Here is a 21389-nt window from a genome sequence, read left to right as displayed (position 1 = left end):
GTGAGCCTGTGATGTTCGTACCTGAACCCGTTCGGACAACGCACTAGGCGTCGACATTCATCAGTTCGCAGGCTTCCTCGTACCCCGGCGCGGGCGTCCCGTATTCGCTGGCCGAAACCCTGGCCAACCCGACCAAATGACGCCACCGCATCGACGGTCGCGTTTTGGCAAACTCTTCGGTCACCGTGCGGTAGTACTTTTCCGCATGCAACGCTCCGTCTTGGCTGGTCGCAAAGGAGAGCAGCACATCAAACAGCGGCCGCGGAGAACCACCAAGTTCTCCATACCGCTGTGCGGCAGCGGCGGCGAGCGCTTGATCGCGGCCACGGACCGCACCTTCAGTTATCTTTAAGAGCTCCGATTGATCGTCGATCGCTTCCACGGCGTCTTGTTTCAACGGCCACCGTTCCGGGCGGACATGCGGGCTCTGACCGGCGGTGTGATAAGCGCCGACGATCAAACTGGCCATCGTGTTGCGTTGATCACTGACCGCGGCAATGTTGCGCCACGCGTTGGCGGCATCGGACGCGTGGACGCCGACCGATGCGCCGTGGACGGACCCTTTGACCTTGTCACCGTCTTGATCCCGTGACCGTCCCGGGTCGTGCAGCAACAGCAAATTGGCAGCGATCGACATCGCTTCTCCGATCTGGTCCGGCTCGTAGCCTTCGGCCAACACTTGGGCGGCCGCGTCCGCCGCTTGGCTGCGATTGCTCCGGAAAAACGTCCACGCCAATTCCTCGATCCATTGGTCGTCTCCTCGCCGCGTGCCGACGGGCTTGCCGATCAACTTGTACTGATCGAGCAGCTTGGGCAGCAGCACCCATAGTTCAGGATCCGGTCGTCCCTTTTCGAGACGATTCTTGGAATCCTGCAAACAGAACTGGACCGACTGACGCAACAGCGTACTGGCATGTTGCTGGCCGATCAGATCGATCGCCAGCCAGGCTCGCCACGCCAGCACCACGCGGTGGACGTTCGCGTCATCTTGAACGGGAAACTGCACCTTGTTGAAGATCCGCTGAGCCGGTTGGTCCGCCATCGACGCCATGATCCGCTCCGCCTGCTCCACATCCGCCTTGCGCGTCGCCGCTTGCAATGCGTGCCCGGTCGGTCGAGCCCCCTCATGTTTTAACGTATCGAGACGTTTGAGCACTTCACGGCTCGACCCGCCGAATTGTTGGATCCGATCGGTATTTCGGTAGAGAACCTTGAGGATCGGAAGCGCCCGTCGTTCACTCGGCAGCTCCGTCGACATCTCCAGGGCAGGTGAAAGCGCCATGAAGGTATGGAATCCGACATAGTCATGGCCTCCAAACGTACGTGCATTTGCCAGAGCCCCGGCGGCGATTAATGTCCGCAACTCAGTGCCCCCGTCGATGCGATCGAGCAAAACACGCTGCAATCGATTCAACGGTGTCTCCTGCATCAGCGCGACCAACGGCTCCATGTCGCCGAACGTCAACCGACCGTCGTGATCCTCCGCGCAAGCCGACGAGATTCCCAAATCCCCGGCGAGAGAGGCTCCCAGGCTGCCCACCAACATCCCGCTTCCAACCTTGGCCAAAAATCGGCGGCGATCGTCAAACTGCATCGTTCTTCTCCGGAAAGAGTCTGAAACCTGTCACGCAGCAGAAGCTTTCGCGGGCAATTGAGACCGCGAGTCGCATTCAACCTAACACACGCCGCAGTCGGAAGCGAATTCCGCATCGCCAGCGTGCCGTCCCCGACACCGTTCAGTGAAGCGTCGTTTCCTCAGGGGAGGGCCCGTAGGCTCGCGCCAAACGGCTGATCTTCGTTTGATATCAGCCGGTTCGCGCCAGCGTCCGGGCCCCATCAGTGATGTTCACTTAGCGGTATTGGGCTCGCGCCAGACGGCTGAGATTCGTTTGTTATCGCCCGACGGAGTCACGCTCGAACGGGCCGATGGACGTGTAGGTTTCTCGACCGTTCTTGACTTTGCTCCACGGCCAGATCTCGGTGCGCCAAACTTCCTGGTTCTGATAGCTGGCAACAAACCTGACACTGTTCATTCGCACCAACGCAAATTGCCACTGTGGTTTAGCTCCGCCCCGTTTTGCCTCGACCATTAAAAACACCTCCGGATCGGTGCCTTGGACAAAGACAAAGAGCATGCCATCGATGACATCGGACGCGTCACCGCCATAGCGGAAGACCGGCTGAGCGAGCAGACGCAGCTGCCGCGAAACACCATCCCGGTCCGTCTTTTCAATTTGAAAGTCCCTGGAAATGGCCCGCGCGTGACGCAGTCGGACCGCCGGAGAATCGGCAACCGAAGGCGACTGGGCAACCGGATGCCATCGCACCCCTGGAGCCGATGTCGTCCAAACGCGCACACCACCACGTGAGACGACCAGCGGTTCGCTCGAAACGGAATGGAATTCGTGAGAACCGTGTGTCATCGGCGAATACCATTGAAAGAGCGAGCCGATGACTTGTGGACGCCCCTGATCGGTCCACAGATAAACGTTGCCGTAAACTTCTCCGGCAACCGGATTGGACCACTTTAAGATCGATGCCGGATGCAGTCGAAGGGTCCGCGGCGATGACCCGGCGATCTGCATGTCATACTGACGAGCCGCGTCCGTGGTGATCCGAAGGGCATCGGCGACACGAGCCTCGGTCCCCGTCGCATCAAGTGTCGCATCGTCCGCTTCCGCAGGCCCCATCACGCAAACGGCCAACACCAGCACCAACCAGCCGGCCCCGACGCATCGAGGCCCGACGACGCATCGAGGCCCGACAAGCCCGCCCGCCACAAGCCACGGCGACGTTGTTTGACTCATCACGAAACTCCGGCAGATGGGGACGGTTCTGATTCAGACCTCGATGAGATTCGTGTTCAGCCTACCCGCTGCGCGACAGGCATTCAAGACACTTTGTCTATTCAGCTGAGTGATGTTTTTTCTGCATCAAGATGTCATCCCGCCGGCCGGCCCGCTAAAACGGACCGTAATACCGTTCGTTCCAGTAGCGGAATCCGTGCAAAAACCACCGGCAGAACCGATGAAATTTCGATTACGCACGTTGCTCGTCCTGGTCACGGTGTGTGGCCTTGCGGTCGCCTGGAGCCTGCTGATCGCAAACCAAAAGGAAAAACGCCGACTTCATCAAACGTCCTTCGAGGAACTTGACGATCAGGTCGCAGCGCTGGACAGCGAACTCAGTCGGCGTCTGATGCAAATCCCCAGCGTGATGGATCAACTCCAGGCCGCCAATCCCATCGATCCGCCGATGGCCATGGGGCACTCGGTCTCCGGAGAATCGCAGCGCTACGGCCGATACCAATTCGAACGCCACTTTCACTACCACTGGCAGCTTGCCGATGGAACGCGAGCCGAGGGATTGAAGCTCGTCGTGGGTTCGATCATCGGCGACGACCCGTCCGAAAAGCATCTCGTCAAACTGACCTATGTCCCCAACCAGATCAACAACGAAATCGCGTCGTGGATTGCTTTGGTCTTGAAAAAGAACCAGCGAGTTCAAATCCAACACCTAACCGATGGCGATTGACCGGAGCGGAAAAGCTCGCAGATTGCCACGACTCTTGCTCGAGCTACATTCAACTCTGACGAAGAAATCCGGCAATTTTACCGGGCTATCGATCGAAAAGTTTACCCACCGATAGCAGCGCGAACCCGCGGATGACAGGGTGCAAAAATCCGTGGGTTCGCGCTGCCATCCGTGGGCCCATCAATCGTCTCACCTTTCCGCAAGTTACAGCCTGCCCCCTGTTCCGCGGCACCCTCAATCTAAACGTTGACGAGCACTAAAAGCGATACGGCACGAGCGTTGCGCTGTCGATCCCGCGTTTGGTCCCGTTACCCGTAAAGGCACCGTTCTTGTAAACGGCCAGTATTTTCAGTTGTCCCTTGCGACCCGGATTGGGAATCGAGACGGAGAAACGCGATTGCGGGTCGACTTCGGCGACAAAGCCCTTGACCCAGTAGCCACCGATTTTGTCATCGCGATCATCGATCACCACGACACGATGAACCGGGAAATCGGTTTCCAGTCGCCCGCGAACTTCAATCGTGTGGGACTTGCGATCGTAGTCCGCCTTCACTTGCCGAAAATTCGTCTTGGGCAGCGTGCTTCGCGCCGTCGGGTCACCGGTGAAGACGGGATGGGTGGAAAGAATCGCGGCGCTGGCTTCGGACAGGTACGCCTGGGTCCGGTTCGGCATTTTATGGGAGGCGTAAATTCGATTGACCGGTCCCATCAATGTATTGCCCTTGCCCAGTTCAACTTTCGGTCCGATGTGAGGCAACCCGAAAGCATGACCGAACTCGTGGATACACCCCTTCAGCGTCAGCTTGTCATTGAGCGGCGTGACCATTGGGCTGCGCGGTGAAATTTTTCCCGGCAGGTTGGTGTAGTTCAAGACAGCCCAGCCGCCGTCTTTGGAATTGCCCGATCCGCGATAGCTGTCATGCCTGACCGGCGGATCACCGACGTAGACGAAGATCCAATACAGGTTCCCGGCGATCTTGATGCCGTGGTCGCGTTTCAGTTTGTCGTGGACCTGCCGACTGATCCACTGTTTCTTGTAGGCGCCGCCGGCGGCCGGCAACTCTCCCTTCACGTGAATCACCGCGATGTTGCCGTCACCATCGCGATTGAAGATTTCCTTCCGTGCCGGCGAATACCCCCAATCGGTCAGCCCTTGATGGAAAAACTGTTCGGCGTATAAACCGAATTGATTCAGACGATTCAAATAGCCAGCGCGCGGTGGCGGCTGAACATCGCTGGGCGTGAACAGAACGATCTGTGCTTCAGGAATCGATGCTCCCTGCGCGACGACGTCGGCGGCGCTGAGTGTCAAAACGCACCAGAGGACAACGTACGCCAGAATTTTCCAGGAATCTCGCAGCTGGAATGACGAGAACGCAGGCGATGGGGTACCAGTTGCCATGTCGGACAGTGCATCGAAGGGAATCGGGCTAAAGCAAGAGCCGATTTTAGCAGACCCTTCTCAGCCGCGCCGGCAACTCGATCGGCATCGACATCAGCGCGGGAGGCGCGATGGATAAAACGAGGCTTTCACGTCGGCGTCCAAATTGCAGAGCACCAGCCGGCTGCCCTTAGCTTTGAGCCGCTGATAAAACGTTTCCAGGGCTTCGATCGACGCCGGCGAGAAAAGACTCAGCCCGTCGAAATCCACGATCACGCGGCTGTCGTTCTGCAGCCATTTGGCCAGCCGCGTCAGGTCACCGCGCAGTTGGCTCTCCGATTCTTCTTCGCCGTCCAGGACGTCGGGATCGAACCGGACATGGAGAATCGGCCCCAGAACCGCGATGTTCAGGCTCTCCATCGGTTCTCCATCCAGGTTGCCGAGGGGACGCACCGGTTCACGCGGTTTGACCGCCAGGGCGGCCGCGGCCTCGTCATGGAACTCAAACATTTCAAACGTTCGGTGTCGGTATTTTGCCATGGCCAATCTCTTCATTCGGGTACATCCGCCGGCTCGCAGGCCATGACGGACAAGTTGCGGGCGGTCGATCGGACACGCCCGTCAAACGTCGCGATGGAGGCGTCGCTGGACGACGGACTCGGCGATCGTTCGTTGTCGCGGCGACGCACCAAGACGGCACCTGCTTTGACAAAAGAAGTCCGCTGATGCACACACGGGTGATCAGGCGGTCGGCATGCGTGGTGGGCGGCGGCGTTTGCCAGCGGCGCCCAAAACGCGAATGCCACGCGACGATTCACGTCGCGTTCAATTTTTCCTCAGCGGTCGTTACCAACGTCCGCCACCGCCATTGCCACGCTCTTCGCGCGGTTTGGCTTCGTTGACCGTCACGTCGCGGCCGCAGATCGATTTTTGGTCGATGCCGCTGATCGCTTCCAAGCCGGCTTCGCGGTCTCGCATTTCGACAAACCCGAATCCGCGTGAACGACCGGTTTCACGGTCTTTGATCACGTTGACCGACTTCACGTCGCCGTACTCGCCGAAGGCTGTTTCGACGTCGTTTTCGGTAGCGTCAAAGCTAAGATTTCCAACATAAATGTTCATACTTGAACTCCTTTTTGAGGTGTTATCCGTGTTCACGGAAACGTTTCAGGAGTCAAAAGAGAGGTCCGCGATCGATGGATCGTGGACTCAGAAGAGGTGCGGTGCACCCAATATTTCCAGCCTCGAGCGCCAGAAGAATCGAAAGGATCAATCACAGAGAACTTGAAAAGCTCAGCCCGGAACGAAAATCCAACTCATCCGTTACAACAACTGTCCGAAACTACTTTTCCAAAGCTCTCTCAATCTTCCTGGGTCGCGGAGGTGCAGGCTGTGTAAAAACACTCGTCGGCCTGCACCATGAATCACGACACTGAACACTATAACGTTAATCGACGGTGTGCGGCCGATAATCCAGCCGCTTTGTCTAAATCAAAAAGCCCAGTCGACGTAACCGTTGCACGAAGCACGGCTTGGAGCGTCAAAGATCGTTTATAATTTTTAGCGAACTGGGTGCCCATGCAACGTGCTGGGTGCCCATGCAATGGAAACGTCACCTGATCTCATCAATTTCGACTGCCGAGACGACGATGAAACGAATCGGTTTTCTGGTATTCCTGTTTGCATCGCTGGCGTTCGAATCGACGATCGCGAGCGAACCAACGCTCGATTCGCTGCTGCGATCGTTCCGCGACTATTCCGGCGCTACGCTTGTCTTTCATCGCGATGCACTTCCGCCCGGTCGATACCACGACGTGCTCAAACCGCTCGACGAGTCTGGGAAGGCACGCGCCGCGGCGATTTGCCTGCAGGAAGCAAAGATGTATCCGCCCAGGTATCTGGAAGAAGTCGGGCTGGTCGGTCACCGAAGGCACCGAGAGCGTCTTTGAATCGACGCGGAAGACGTTTCTCGAGTCGCTAGGTGACGATCGCGAAACGCTCTACGATCAGCTCAGGACGAGACAGCTTCCTGAGCTTTCCAAGCTGATTTCCAACGACGGCGAATTGCTAACACAAACGGGTTCCTAGAAACGCGTCTCTCAGATTGATCGCGAGTGGGCAACGCGATGAAGCATTTTTCCCGGGTGTTTTGCGAGGTTCGTTCCGCTGCCCCTCAATCACGACTACTTCGCCGACGCATCGACTTGGTGCACGTAGACGTCTCGTTGGGGGAACGGGATCGAGATACCGGCTTCGTCGAAGCGACGCTTCACGGCGCGAGTGACGTCGGTTTTGACCTGCCACCAATCACTCGTCTTGGCCCAGGGTCGACAGACGATGTTGACCGACGAATCCGCCAGGGCATGGGTCACGACGACTGGTGCGGGATCCTCCAAGACCAGGTCGTGCGACTTGACCACCTCCAGGATGATCTGTTCGGCTTGCTCGAAGTCATCGCCGTACCCGATCCCGAATTCCATGTCGACGCGACGGTTTTCGTTGGCCGTGATGTTGGTGATGACGTTGTTCCAGATCGAATTGTTGGGCACATGGATCGTTTGATTGTCGAAGGTCCGGAACGTGGTGGAGATCAAATTCATTTTGTCGACCGTCCCCGTGATGCCGCCGGCCGTGACGACGTTGCCGACATCGAAAGGACGATTGACCAGGATCATCAATCCGCTGGCAAAGTTACTGAGCGTGCCTTGCAGGGCCAGACCGACGACCAGTCCGGTTGCCCCGATCGCCGCCACGATCGGCGTGATATCGATCTCCAGCGTGGTCAGTGCAACCGCAAACCCGATCACAAACACCACATTCTTGATCGAATTGGAAATCATCCGCTCAGCCAACTGAGAGATCTTGACCCTGCGATCGAGCACCCAGTTGACGCTCTTGGCGATGATTCGCGAGACGATGGCCGTGATCAGCAGTACGGCAACAAATTGGGCCAGATTCCAAGCCCAACGCTGACCGCCTTCCTTGGACAACAACCAACCGACAAACCCCGACCAAGCCGCTTCGATATCGGAGGTGTCCAATTCGATTCCCGAGACCGCGGCGATGTAGCTGCGATACTCTTCAGCGTCGCCTCCCTTTCGTTCCAGCGACGTGAGCACAACTTCCAGCCGGTCGCTCAGTGCCGTCCGCTCATCCTGAAGGACATTGACGTCTGCCAGCAGACCTTGCTTCGCTTCCGCCATCTCGACTTCGGCGCCGGCGTCCGCCGTTTCCGAACCCGTCGTCGCTCCGGCAGCGTCGGTCGCTTCAGCAGCCGTGGTTTCCAGATCGCTGATCACCTGCTTCACCCCCAAGCGAGCCTCGGCGATTTGCCCGCCCTTTTTTCGCAGCAATCGAAACCACGCGTCGGCCTCGCGTTGGAGCTCCGATTTGGTCATCGGTTTGACCTTGATCTGCAATCGATCGATCGGGATCTGCGGGTCGTTGATTCGGACGGCGGGCGGGGAGGAATCTCTGCCGGAGTCGCCGGCCGACTGGGCCGATAGCGACACCGGCCACAAGGCGAAAATCGCGATCGCAACGAGAAGGGATCTGGAAAAAAACATTTGAAATTCCGCTTGATGTGTCGACGGCATCCGAATTGGAATGAAGATGCCTTCATTCTTAAGGTTTCGCGCTGATTGCCAAGTCGTTGCCGGGTAAGATGTCCGAGATCGGTGGCAGGAATACGTGACAGACAGCCTATCCGCCCACCCGTCCTTCCTCCCGCCGTTGTCCGCTCCTGCCCTGTTTGAAAGGCCGAGAATGCGGACGGACCCTCAGAGCCAGCGCCATCACATTGGCGCTCCCGCCACTCAACCCTCCTGGAATTCGAATGACCGCTCGCAGGCTCGCGAACTACGTCTCCCGCCTGGTCCTCCTGATCATCCTGACGTCGTCCCTCGTTGTCTCCGACGACTGGCCGATGTGGCGATACGACGCCGCCCGCTCGGCTGCCAGCCCGAACGAGCTGGACAGCGAATTGGGCCTGATTTGGGAGAAACAGTTCTCCGAACGCACTCAGGCTTGGGATGATCCGCTGAACCTGGATTTGATGACGTATGACCGGGTCTTCGAACCGATCGTCATCGACGGTCGCCTGATCATCGGATTCAACGACCGCGATAAGGTGGTCGCGATGGATACCGAGACCGGCCGAGAGCTTTGGACGTTTTACACCGAAGCCCCCGTCCGCATGCCACCGGTGGGATCGGCAGGGCAGGTCTACTTCACCAGCGACGACGGCTACTTGTACTGCGTCGATGCCGCCGACGGAAAACTGCGGTGGAAATTCAACGGCGCGCCGAGTTCACAGCACGCGATCGGCAATCGGCGGCTGACCTCGGCCTGGCCGGCCCGCGGTGGTCCGGTCGTGCGTGACGACACCGTCTACTTTGCCGCCAGCATTTGGCCCTTCATGGGCACATTCATTTACGCACTCGATGCACAGACCGGCGAAGTCCGCTGGGTCAACGATCGCACCGGCTCGCAGTACATCAAACAGCCGCACAGCGCCCCGTCGTTTGCCGGGGTTGCGCCACAGGGGGCATTGGTGGCAACCGAGTCGCTGTTGATCGTGCCGGGAGGTCGCTCTGTCCCCGCCGTGTTTCAGCGCAGCGATGGTGAAATGCGTTACTTCGAACTAAACGCCGGGGGAAAAGGAACCGGTGGTTCCTTCGTCGCCGCGGACCACCAACACTTCTATGTTCACACGCGCAAGAAAGGAACGCGTGCCTTCAAGCTGGACGACGGCGTCAAAACCGCGTTCATGCCCAACGAACCCGTGCTGCACGACGGCACCGTCTATTCCGCGGAATCCAAAGACGATCGCAGCCTTGTACGAGCCTACCGAGCCGATCAAAAACTGGATTGGGAAATCGAGGCCGACGGCAGCGGCGATTTGATTTTGGCCGGCCACCAATTGATCGCGGCCGGGGCAAATCAGATCACCGTGATTCAATTGCCCGACGAAGACCGCCCCGCAAGGATCGTGAAATCAATTCCGACCGACAAGCCGATCGAGCGATTGATCGTTGCCGATGGCAAACTGTTTGCCGTTTCGATCGACGGGCAACTGCTGGCGTACGGTCGCCGCAGCAATAACACCTATCCGCGACGTGTGCAACTGAACTTGCTGCCGACGGGTCCGCGGAACGTTTCCGACTCCGCGCATCGAATCGTTCACGAACTACTGGCCACCGGCGATGCCTCCGGATACGCATTCTGGTTCGGTCGCTGCGACGATCCGACGGCGATGGCCCTGGCGGCCGAGTCACCGTTTGTGCAACTGGCGATCGTCGACACGGATGCCGCCGCGATCGATCGGACGCGCCGACGTCTGGACGCCGCCGGCTATTACGGCCGCGTCACGGTCCACCACGGCGATCCCCGATCATTCCAACCACCGAACTACGTCGCGAACATGGCATTCGTTGCGGATTCGGAAACGCTCAACGAAGCCGAAATCCAATCCATCTATCAATCCGTACGCCCCTACGGCGGCGTCATGCATCTGCTCGGTCGCGACAATCAGGCTGCGATCGCACAACGCGTCGATGCGATGAATCTGGAACAAGCCGTCGTCACGACCGGCTCGCACGGCGTGGTCGTGCGCCGCGCGGGTGCCCTGCCGGGATCAGCCGACTGGACCCATCAATACGGCGACATCGCCAACACCGTCAAATCCAACGACTCCCGTGTCAAGCTGCCGTTGGGTGTGCTGTGGTTCGGGGGCAGCAGCAACATGGACGTGCTGCCGCGACACGGGCACGGTCCACCGGAACAGGTGGTCGGCGGCCGCTTGTTTATTCAGGGCATGAACTCGCTGAGCGCCCGCGACGTTTACACCGGCCGCGTCCTCTGGAAACGCGACTTCGCCGACCTGGGCACCTATGACGTTTACTACGACCAGACCTACGAGAACCTGCCGCTTGATCCGAAGTACAACCAGGTGCATATCCCTGGTGCGAATGCTCGCGGCACGAATTACGTCGTCACCGAGGACCGTGTCTACATCGTTGAAGGAAGCGTTTGCCACGCACTTGATCCGGCGACGGGAGAGTTGATCACCGATTTCCAGCTTCCACCGTCACCGACCGGCGCGCAAGAGCAGTGGGGTTATCTGGGGGTTTACAAAGACGTCTTGATCGGCGGCCTCGGATTCGCGATGTATCGCGAGCGAAACAATCTCTCCTTCGATTCCGACAAGAAACTGAAATCCAACAAAGCCGGTTTCGGATCCAAAAGCTATGATCGCGCCGCCAGCGTGGCGCTCGTCGGATTTGATCGGCACAGCGGCAAACAACTCTGGCAAGTCGACGCCCGTCACAGTTTTTGGCACAACGGAATCGTCGCCGGTGGCGGTAAAGTCTATTGCCTCGATCGCACGCCCAAACAAATCGCCGACACGTTGCTGCGTCGCGGTCGGTCACGCAGCGACACCTACCGCATCGTGGCCTTTGACTTTCAAACCGGAGAGCAAGCCTGGGAAATCAGCGACAACATCTTCGGCAGTTGGCTGGGTTATTCCGAGCAACATGACTTGCTGCTCCAGGCCGGTGCCAAGGCCAGCGACCGGTTGGCCGACGAGGTCGCCGCGGGCATGGCGGTCTACCACGGCGACGACGGATCGGTGAAATGGAGCAATCCGTCGTTGCAGTATTCCGGACCGTGCATCTTGCACAACGATTTGATCATCACCAACGCCAACTCTTACTCCGAATCCGCCGGTGCTTTTTTCTTAGAAACCGGCAAGCCCAAGCTGCTCGAAAATCCGCTAACCGGTGAATCGGAACCGTGGAAAATCACCCGTGCGTACGGCTGCAACAACATCATCGCCAGCGAGAACCTGCTAACGTTCCGCTCCGGCGCGGCGGGCTTCTACGATTTACTGACCCATTCGGGGACGGGAAACTTGGGCGGATTCAAATCCGGTTGCACGGCCAATCTGGTCGTTGCCAACGGCGTCTTGAACGCCCCCGACTACACCCGCACGTGCAGCTGCGCCTATCAAAACCAAACGTCGTTGGCGCTCGTCCACATGCCGGAGATCGAAACGTGGAGCGTGCACAATGGCGCCTCGGACACCCGGCCCGGCGAAATGATTCGCAACCTGGCGATCAACTTTGGCGCCCCCGGCGATCGTCGTGACGAAGACGGCATGTTGTGGTTGGAACACCCCGTCGTCGCCGGCGATTCACCACCACTTTCAGTCACAACGAACCCGGACACACGTTATTTCTCCCGCCACTCGTCCACCGCCCCCTTCGCCGATCGGCCGTGGGTCGCAGCCTCGGGAGCCGACGGCATCACGGAACTGCGGTTGGCACTGGTGCTGACCGACAAAGACGATGCCCCCAGCGAGCAGCAGGAAGTGCGCGAAGCGAAACGCTACGCCATCGAACTGGTCTTTGCGGCTCCCGAACCGGGCGAGAAAGAGGTTCGCGTGTTTGACGTCCATCTGCAAAACAAACGCGTCGCCGAAAACGTCACGATCGACGGCGTCGACCACACCACGTCCACGCTGACGTTCCACGACGTCGAGATCCGCAACGAATTGCAGGTCAACTTCATCGCCAAGCAAGGCGTTCCTGTCCTCTCGGGCATCAAGCTCACTCGGCACTGAGACGCCGCACTGAGCATGCCGCACTGAGCACGCCGCATGGAGACTCGGGACTGGCGGTGAAATGTAAAAGCTTTCTGATTTTAGAGCTTTCGGGCCCATCAGATCGAATGCACTTTGTTATCAAAAAAGGGTGTGAACTGGAGACCGGACGTGGATCACTGGCCGGACCTCACTTCTTCTGACACCTCGCTCAACAGGTTGGTGCAATGTTGTGTTCCTTCAAGTTACGCCACGGCTTGTTACACGCTGGGCTCGCGATCATCACGTCGCTCGTCAGCGGCGTCGGCGCGTCGGCCCAGTCACGGTCGACAGGCATGTTGAATATCGGCTTTGCCCATGACCCCGGCGTCGGGCACTACGATGGCGTCGTCGGATCAAGCGGAGACGTCTGGAACTTCGTCAGCGTCGGCACCACGGCCAAAGACTTCATGCGGCTGAGTGACATGCGTCCGAGCACGGCGCGTCTGCGCATTTCACGACACGACGGAGCGTGGGGGATCGCAGGCCAGTCGGGCGTTTTCCATGGCTACATCTATGACAATTGCCGCTGCAAGGATTTGGAAGTGACGATCCTGGATTTGGAACCGGGACACTATCGGGCGTACGTGTATGCCCATGGCGACGCACCCGATCAGAACGCCAACATCGAGTTGAGAATCGCCGATGAAAGCATCGGCAAAAAGGCGACGGCAAACGACGGCTCCCACGGCTATCGGTCGCAGCCGATGACCGAAGGCATTCAATACGTGACATTCGACTTCGACGTTTGGCGTGGAAACGACGTCAAATTCATCAGCCATCGCGACGGAAGTTCCTATTCCATGTTCAACGCGATCCAGATCGTCCCGCTCCGTCGCGAATCCGATCGGAGCGTTCGGTAACGACCGTTTGGCGACTCGGCTGTTGGATCATTTCGGCGCAACGCGGATTGAATTGGCGTTACAATGGGATCGGAGACGCGACTCACGCGACCTTTTGGCCAGAACCCTCACCGATACAAAAGCGGCGGAACGATGCGACGAACGTCCTCTCGAACGATTCGGTTGTCCTGTTGTGCGGTCGCGTCGGCACTGCTGGCACCGCTGCCGGCGCGGGCGGCCGATTACTTTCTGACCATCGGCGGCGGATACTCCCCGTCGGGCAATCAAGCGTCGCTGGAAAACAACGTGCTGTTCTTTCAGCGGGTGTTGGACGAGACGAATCTGGACCAGACGCACAACGACGTCTATTTCTCCGACGGCAGCGCAAACGGCGCGGACGTACAGGTCATGGATCCACAAACGATTCCCAAAGCGAATCGTTTGATGGCAGAATTCTTCGGCAGTCGATCATCACTGGGATTGTCGTATCGCAATCATCGCATCCCAGAAGTGCGCGGCAGCACACGACCGGAAAACATTCGCAAGTGGTTCGACGAAATCGGCGTCACGATGACCGCTGGCGATCGGCTGCTGCTGTTCGTCACCGCCCACGGCAACCGAAGTGCCGACTCGAAGGATCCGTACAACACGACGATCGCAACGTGGAACAATTCATCGATCAAGATGCGGGAGTTTGTTAGCCTGCTCGATGGGCTTGCGGTCGGAGTGGACGTGGTCGCGATCATGGTTCAGTGCCACTCCGGCGGGTTCGCCAAACTGATCTACAACGGCGGTGAACCCGATCGGGGGCTTTCTCCGCAACGTCGCTGCGCGTTCTTCGCAACCGTCCACGATCGCCCCGCGGCCGGTTGCACACCGGAAGTCGACGAATCGAGCTATGTCGAATACAGCACCTATTTTTGGGCAGCACTGTCCGGCCGGTCGCGAACGGGCGATCCGATCAACCCGCCCGATTACAACCACGACGGCGTCGTTTCGTTCGACGAGGCCCATGCTTACACGATTTTGACCGCCGACACGATTGATTTGCCGATCAAAACATCGGGCGAGTTTCTAAGCCAGTACAGTAAATTCGCGGAAGGGGATTCAGAACTTCTCTCCAACGAAGAATCGTATGACTTGGTACTCAGCCTGGCCACCACGACGCAAGCAGCGATCCTCGAAGGCCTGTCCGAACAGCTGAACCTGACAGGAAACGATCGGTTGGTCGACGCCTGGAAGGCGCTCGAGGAGGGACGCCGCCGCGGACGTTCCCGCCGCCGTGCCCCCGAATCGTCGTCGGAACAGTTACGACGAAAGATCGCCGACAATTTGAAACGCAGGTGGCCGGAACTGGCCAATGTTGTCAATCCCGTTTCGATTGAATTGATGACGTCACGTGCTGGGGAGTTTGTGGCAGCGATCGAGAAGCATCGAGACTACAAACGGTATCGTGAACTGGCCGATACGCCCAAACCGGATTCGACCAAGCAAAACGTGAAGTACAATCGCTTTCTCCGGGTCGCCGACAACGTGCTGTTGGCGGAAAACCTGAGGCGACTGGGCGACGAAGAACGCATCGCACAATACGAAGCGCTCGTCGCAGCCGAATCGGGATGGTTAGCTCAGTAGCGATCCCGTGGCCTTGTACTCGCAGCCGCGTCCACTGTGCCCGGTGGAATCAATCGCGTGCGGAAATGCACGTTGTCTCTCCGCCATGACGTGATTCGGGCTGCCCCCACAGCCGAAATCGAGGGCATGTGATTTGCAGCGAACGTTCGTTCGGAACAGCCGTCACAGGGCGAGTCTCAGCAGAGATGGCCTTGCGAATGATTCATCACGCAGCGTTGGGGGATCGATCAATGTCGTTAAGCATCCCATTGCTGCATCGCCGTCGCGATGCGCCGCAGCTTCGGTTTGTTCTTTTCGATCGCCATCAACCCGACCATCAGCATCACGCCGCTGCTGATGCCGAAGACCCACCAGGGCCAAACGGCACCGATTTGTTGCTGGGCATGCCAGACCATGCTGGTCACGCCGATTAACACGAACGTCGTCCCCAGGTACAGGAACGGTTTGACACGCAAAGCCACACCGGCGCCCGCTCCCAGCAAGGCCAGCACGATCAAGACGATCGGGCCAAGGATCGTCGAACCGACCCCTTGAACCAACATGTCCGCCGTGCTGGTCACATAGATCGTCAACGTCGCCGCATAACGAATCGCGGCCGCGGTCTTTGCCCCCAGTGCATCCCGGTGAAAATGCGTCGCGACCAACACGCAGACCGCCGGCGGGATCAACCAAGCCTGTGGATGGGAAAGGAAGTCCCAGTTCGGCGTTTGGACCAAGATCACCCACAACGCCACGTTCCCGATCATGATCGAAACCAGCCGCGCCCGGTCGCTCTTCCACAGGAACGACACGACGCCATAGTAAAGCGCCGCCGCAATCAACAAACCTTGATAGGACACGCGGCCCTGGATGTAGGTCCATCGACTGCCGTCGGATTCGCCGAACAGTGACGACACCCACGATCCGCTCAGCCAGAACCCGATCACGGGAACCAAGGGCAAAAACAAAGCGGTCTGCTTGAGCGTTTTCTCAAGCACTTCATCGCCACGGCGCCGCGCCCATTCGGTGATTCCCACACTGGCAAACGCCAACGTCATCACGACGTACGGCCAATACGCTCGCAACCCCAGACTCGCCAACGGACTCTTGCACAGGAACAGATGAAACCAGGTCAATCCGCCAAACACCTGCGCCGCAACGACCAAGGCGGCGCGTTGCCGATCCGTCAGTTTCCAGGCGTCTCGGTACGAATACCCCGGTCCACTCAAAATCCCCGCCAACGTCGACATCACGCTCAACAGCGCCAGTGTCGCCGCCATTCCCAACATCAGGGGTTTGACCAGCTGGTCAGTTTGGCCGGCAACCCGAACGACCGCTTCTTGGACCAACGTCGCGACCAACGACACCATCGCCAGTGAGATCGCCAAAACAAATCCGCTTCGAACGGCGTTCTTCCATCGTTCCAAGATGTCCGCACCGAGCAACTTGGGTACGCCGAACGACAATCCGATCGCGACGAATACCCAGCCCACGAACCAACGTGTGGAGAGCGAAACCATCGGATGAGCATCATTGCCCACGTTCACACTGGCCCACATCGCGATCGATGCCAACGCGACAAACATTGCCACGTGTCGAACGATCTCACGCCCCGTCCGCTCGGCCAATTCCGCCAGCGAAGCGGCCAACAAGGCGACGCCGCAGATCGCAACCGGAACCATGGTGTTGGAGTTGTATTCGAACAACAAATAACTCGTCAGTGCGACGACCAAGATCACCGTGCCCGTCGCAACACGGGTCAACACGCCTGCGAAACGCGGAATCGAAATCGACGCCGGTCGCTGCCCCTCGGCCACCAAGCCGCTCCACTGGACGCCGATCCGATTGATCACGCGGCAAATTCCCGCTGCGGAAAACACCATCACGGCCAGCGTCATCGGTGCGACCAGGCAAACGAGGGTGAGCAAGGTTTCGCTGCGGGCGAACCGGTCGACTCCGATTCGGATCCCCAGCAGCGTCGCCGAAACGAGAACGGTCGCCACCGCTGTCTCGCCGACCGAGGCACGTCCCTGCCGAAAACTGGCTGAGAGGGCGACGGCAAGACCGATCCCCAATCGCAGCCACAGCAAGGGGTCGTCCACAACCGCCAACGGGGCGAAATCGACCGCCGAAATCATCACGGCCAACAACTCCAGTGACAACGCCGCCAGCACCAACATCGCGGCCTCGCTGTCGGGCAACATCGCACGACTCCGCCGCGCATCCGGTTCGACCGACTCTTGGTCGGGACAGCCCAATCGCCAAACCAAAACCCAGGCCGCGATCCACGACAGCAGCATCGTCCAAAGCACAAACTCCGATTGAGAATTTGCTTCGACGATTTGAAACACAAACACCGACCCGCTCGCGACCGCGTACCAACTGAACATCCGCGTGATCACCGTCGATCGTTTCGTGATCGACAGCCCGCGTCGAACCTCCCCGTTGGCCAACACGGCACGTGTCGTGACCAGGATCCCGCCGGCGATACTGGCGATCAAACCGACCGTGGCATCACGGGTCATCGAACCGTCAAATAAACACAACAGCGTCGCCCCAACGATCAAGAGCCCGGCGTGCCATCGGTCCAGACGAACCGATGAATTCTGCCAAAACGCAACGCGGCAAGCTTCGAGAATCGAAACCGCTGCCACCGTCGTCCAGACCATCGGCAACCATTGATGCGGCAACATCGATGGCGCCGCGAGCAACGAGAACCACATCGCGACGTGGCCCGACATCAAGCTGAGCATGATCGGCCACGAGATCGGCCCGGCCAGCCGCAGTGCCGGACCGGCAAGTCGATTCCAAAACAGCATCAGGCATGCGGTCATCGTCGACAGCACCCATCCCGTCGGATGATGCAACTGCATCCACGATGCGTCTCGCAACACGATGCCCGTGATCAAGCCCAGCGAAGTCACCATCGCAACGGCGGTACAGCCCACCAGCGACACATCGATCGCCCGAGGCAGCATCGGTTGATCGGGATCGGATCGTAAACGCGGAGGAATGAATCGCAACGCGACGGCATACGCGCCGCTGGCGATCGCCGCGGATTGAATCCAAACCCACCACTGGGCCGGTACCCAAAGCGGCATCACCAGGATCACCACCGCTGGAACCAGCATTGCCGAGACGATCGCCAACACGCCGCTGCGATTGCGGTGGCCGAGCCAGCCGGACAGAATCGCAGCGGTTGCCCACCAGGCCGCGACCGACAGCGTGACGAATTGATCTGGCCGAACACGTTGCTGCACCATCGGCACCCAACCGCTGCTCAACAGGCAACCGGACGACACAGCGAGGAACGCCAATCCAATGGCGGCAAACACACCGCCGGCGGTCGAACCGCCCAACACAAAAGCGTGATCGCCGGATTCGGATTCACGTCGCAATACCTCGATGGCAAAGCAACCCGCCGCCGCCAATGAAGTCGCCAAAACGAGTTGTTCCGACGGGTCGACCAACATCCGAATCCCGACCTGCCATCCGATCCAACCGAATCCGCTGGCCCAATGCAGACAGGGTAAAACCGATCGCTGGCCGAAGAACACTGCGTCGCGGCGGCCGCCCCCACGCAACACCGGCCCATGCAACGCCAGCCCGTGCAACACCGGCCCGTGCAACACCGGCCCGTGCAACACCGGCCCGTGCAACACCGGCCCGTGCAACACCGGCCCGTGCAACACCGGCCCGTGCAACAATAGACCGCTGACCAACAGCACGGCGATCGGCAGTGTCAATCCGTTGAACAGGCTCGTCGCCGTTCCCGAACCGACGGTGACCACCAACGAACCGAACCCCAACGCGGCCCCCAATCCCAATAACACCGTTGACGTCTGAATGACCAACCCTCGAGTCAGGACGTCCCACGGGTGTTCGGCCGAGTTGTACCAACTGAAACGAGCGACGAAGGATGAAACTCGCGATCCCTCCGAAACGTTTTTCAACGCTCCGATCAGGGCGTCCCGGCCGGTGATCGCGACGACCACCAACCAACCCAGTCCCGACCACGCCCACAAGGCCTCGCCGCTGCGCCATGCCGCAACGGTCAGCAAGGAATCATTGAACCAATAATGGCCCACCATGACGGCCGTCACGATGAGGTGAAACCGGGCATAAGACAGATGCAGCGTGTTACGATCGGTCAGTCCGATCCAGAGCCAGGCGAGCACACAGGAAAACGACACGGCGATCGCTTTGAGTGTGTTGGCATGATGAACGGCCTCAACGTCCGTCGCCTCAAACACCAACAAAATCGAAACCGCCGCGGCACCGAGCAGGAATCCGGATGCCGTCGCCCGAAACGCCGTCGCCAACGTGCTTTGTTTCCACAAGGTCTCCGCGGCAACCATCCCCGCACCCGCGGTTGCCAGCAGCGTCCACATCGCGGGAATCCAACCCGGAAAGGGTTGTCCGATGACCAGCGGTTTCAGTATCGATAACCAAAAGGCAAACATCACCGCCGAACCGATTCCCGCGACCAGCTTGGCATCGATCGGCAACGTGATCCGGGTGGCAGCGACGACCAGGGCAACGGCGGCCAGCCCCAGCAACACCGGCAACACCCAACCGGGAATCGCTCCCATCCAGCTCGTCGGAGCGACCGTCAACAAGGCGGCATTGGCGGTTGCGTAGGCCAACCACGCGCCCGCGGTACAGGTCATTGCCTTGCGTTGATCCGCCGGACGCAACAGCAACGCGATCCCCATCGTGACCACACCGATGCACAGCGACGCCAACATCGGTTCGCCACCGACCAAACGCTTCCAGATCGGAAACTGCGACCAGGCGAGATCCGTGGCCCACGCCGGCGAACTCAGCAAGAACGCCATCGAGACCGGGACCGATGCGATCACCGTCCAACGCGGAGCATTCAGAAGAAAGGCCGCCAGCACAGCGGCAACTGAAAATGAAACCGCCCAGGTCCAAAGCCACTGCGACGATGTCATCATCGGGATCAACAGCGCACCGCCGGCCAGTAGCCCCAGTGACGCCATCACCGTTCCCGCGAGCGCCAGTTTTGGGCGTCGGCGATCGCCCGCCAAAGAGCCTGCCGCCGCCGCCAACAGCACCACGCCGGGAAGCGTCGACACGGCGATCCCCAGCCAACCCGATTCAAAGCTCCGCAACATGAAGGCGACGTATCCGGCAAGCACGGCCAGGGTAAACGTGGAAACACCGATCACCAGCGCGCGGCGCCACGACGTGTTGCCTTTCAGTCGCCCGTCGGCGTTTCGTGGAATCAACAACGTGATCGCGAGCGCGACGGCAATCGATCCCCCGTACGCGACATATCCAGCCGACGCGTCCCAAACGCGGACCGCGGCAGGCACCAGGGGCAGCACGGCGGCCGGGCCGGCGACACCGAGCGTCATCGCCAGGGCGCCGGACGAACCGACCAGCGCGCGACTCGACTGCCAAATCAACGTGATGTAGATCGCGCCGGCACCCAGAATCGACAACACGGTGATCGGATCGTTGAGCATCACCGACGCATCGTCGATCCCTCCGGTCGATAGCCCGGTCAAGATCCCCAAGGGCACCAACAGCATCGCGATCACGAGCGTCGCCCGACTGGTGTCCTGCAACCGCCAGCGAAACAGCGTGTACAACCCGGCGCCAAAGATCGCGGTGTTGCCGGTCAGAAAAATCAACGAGGGGATCACGCGGTGCATTTGGGTGATCGTGGTCCACAAACTCATCACCAGTCCGATCGAACAGACGACGATCAGCAGCCCCGCGATCAACTCACCCCAACGGATGTTGTGTGCCGCCAAGAATTCGGCCAGCGATTGGCCGAGCGACGCACGCGGCGAAAAAACGGTCGGCGATTGAGAAACCGGTTGGGCCGTCGCTTGGGAATGTTCGGCGACGGGCGTGTCGGCGGCGGCGGGCGTGGCGGCGGCGGCAGTTGGACGCGGCGCTAAAAACTCGTCGAGGGTAGGTTGTCGCGCGCCGGCGGCATCGTTTTTGATGCGTGCCGACGGTGCAGCCGCGGACGAAGCGATCGGGGCAACCTCAGACGCCGCGGCCGGGGTTTGACCTTCGAGATCCCGCTGGACTTCTGTCGGCTGGGCGGTGCTCTGCCAGGTGGCGTGATCGAGCTGGTTGATCTTGCCGCGGAGTTTCTGCGCTTCGGCGGGGCTGATCAGCAGCGCCGCGGCCATGCGGCTGATCACACGGTTTGCGGCCTGAGCATCCTCGCCGCGATCGATCACTGTTGTCGCCGCCTCGTCGCGACCCGCAATCGCGTGGAAGAGTGCCGCGACGGCCAGCCATGACAAATGGCCGACCAGCGTGACAATGATCCAAACGATGGTGATAGCGATAAAAACGGTCATCACGGTGGGTCTCGACGGAACGTCAGAAGCCA

The 21389-nt window shown here is 59.5% G+C and carries 13 protein-coding genes; 7 read left to right on the top strand and 6 right to left on the bottom strand.

Features of this window, described 5'->3' with window-relative positions; all coding sequences use genetic code 11:
- Positions 1-43 precede the first annotated feature (43 nt).
- Entirely contained in the window at positions 44-1594 is a 1551-nt protein-coding gene (locus TBK1r_RS26875; protein ID WP_145217899.1) for a hypothetical protein, read from the bottom strand.
- Between the two features lie 298 nt (positions 1595-1892).
- Positions 1893-2807: a hypothetical protein gene (locus TBK1r_RS26870; RefSeq protein ID WP_145217897.1), complete on the bottom strand. Its 915-nt coding sequence runs from the start codon at positions 2805-2807 to the stop codon at positions 1893-1895.
- 220 nt (positions 2808-3027) lie between these two features.
- Here TBK1r_RS26870 and TBK1r_RS26865 point away from each other — a divergent pair, with 220 nt between their 5' ends.
- Positions 3028-3534, top strand: a complete 507-nt coding sequence (locus TBK1r_RS26865) for a hypothetical protein (protein WP_145217895.1) — start codon at positions 3028-3030, stop codon at positions 3532-3534.
- 256 nt (positions 3535-3790) lie between these two features.
- Here the strand turns inward: TBK1r_RS26865 and TBK1r_RS26860 are convergent, their stop codons facing one another.
- The gene (locus TBK1r_RS26860) at positions 3791-4936 is read right to left on the bottom strand and encodes a zinc metalloprotease (protein ID WP_145217893.1); all 1146 of its coding nucleotides are present in this window, start codon (positions 4934-4936) and stop codon (positions 3791-3793) included.
- Positions 4937-5029: 93 nt separating this feature from the next.
- Entirely contained in the window at positions 5030-5455 is a 426-nt protein-coding gene (locus tag TBK1r_RS26855; protein WP_419580436.1) for an STAS domain-containing protein, read from the bottom strand.
- Positions 5456-5497: 42 nt separating this feature from the next.
- On the opposite strand from TBK1r_RS26855, the gene TBK1r_RS39120 reads away from it, so the two are divergent.
- On the top strand, positions 5498-5641 hold the full coding sequence (locus TBK1r_RS39120; RefSeq protein WP_372898769.1) for a hypothetical protein: 144 nt from the start codon (positions 5498-5500) through the stop codon (positions 5639-5641).
- 120 nt (positions 5642-5761) lie between these two features.
- Here the strand turns inward: TBK1r_RS39120 and TBK1r_RS26850 are convergent, their stop codons facing one another.
- Positions 5762-6037: an RNA recognition motif domain-containing protein gene (locus TBK1r_RS26850; protein ID WP_145217889.1), complete on the bottom strand. Its 276-nt coding sequence runs from the start codon at positions 6035-6037 to the stop codon at positions 5762-5764.
- Positions 6038-6564: 527 nt separating this feature from the next.
- Between TBK1r_RS26850 and TBK1r_RS26845 the strand changes: the two genes are divergently transcribed.
- Positions 6565-6864 (top strand): hypothetical protein, encoded by a 300-nt coding sequence (locus TBK1r_RS26845; protein WP_145217887.1) that lies wholly within the window; start codon positions 6565-6567, stop codon positions 6862-6864.
- 234 nt (positions 6865-7098) lie between these two features.
- Here TBK1r_RS26845 and TBK1r_RS26840 read toward each other — a convergent pair whose 3' ends face one another.
- Entirely contained in the window at positions 7099-8481 is a 1383-nt protein-coding gene (locus TBK1r_RS26840; RefSeq protein WP_145217885.1) for a mechanosensitive ion channel family protein, read from the bottom strand.
- 269 nt (positions 8482-8750) lie between these two features.
- Here TBK1r_RS26840 and TBK1r_RS26835 point away from each other — a divergent pair, with 269 nt between their 5' ends.
- The 4 genes from TBK1r_RS26835 (at position 8751) to TBK1r_RS26820 (ending at position 18856) form a co-directional block, all read left to right on the top strand.
- Positions 8751-12539, top strand: a complete 3789-nt coding sequence (locus TBK1r_RS26835; RefSeq protein WP_145217883.1) for an outer membrane protein assembly factor BamB family protein — start codon at positions 8751-8753, stop codon at positions 12537-12539.
- A 206-nt stretch (positions 12540-12745) separates the two neighbouring features.
- On the top strand, positions 12746-13420 hold the full coding sequence (locus TBK1r_RS26830; protein WP_145217881.1) for a hypothetical protein: 675 nt from the start codon (positions 12746-12748) through the stop codon (positions 13418-13420).
- Positions 13421-13552: 132 nt separating this feature from the next.
- Positions 13553-15031, top strand: a complete 1479-nt coding sequence (locus TBK1r_RS26825; protein ID WP_419580435.1) for a hypothetical protein — start codon at positions 13553-13555, stop codon at positions 15029-15031.
- A 3384-nt stretch (positions 15032-18415) separates the two neighbouring features.
- Positions 18416-18856, top strand: coding sequence for a hypothetical protein (locus tag TBK1r_RS26820; protein WP_145223082.1), 441 nt, complete (start codon positions 18416-18418; stop codon positions 18854-18856).
- Positions 18857-21389 lie beyond the last annotated feature (2533 nt).

Origin of the sequence: Stieleria magnilauensis (assembly GCA_007753675.1) — a bacterium.
Lineage (GTDB): Bacteria > Planctomycetota > Planctomycetia > Pirellulales > Pirellulaceae > Stieleria > Stieleria magnilauensis.
Note: the sequence above shows the minus strand (reverse complement) of the source record. Positions and strands in the feature narration are given on the sequence as shown.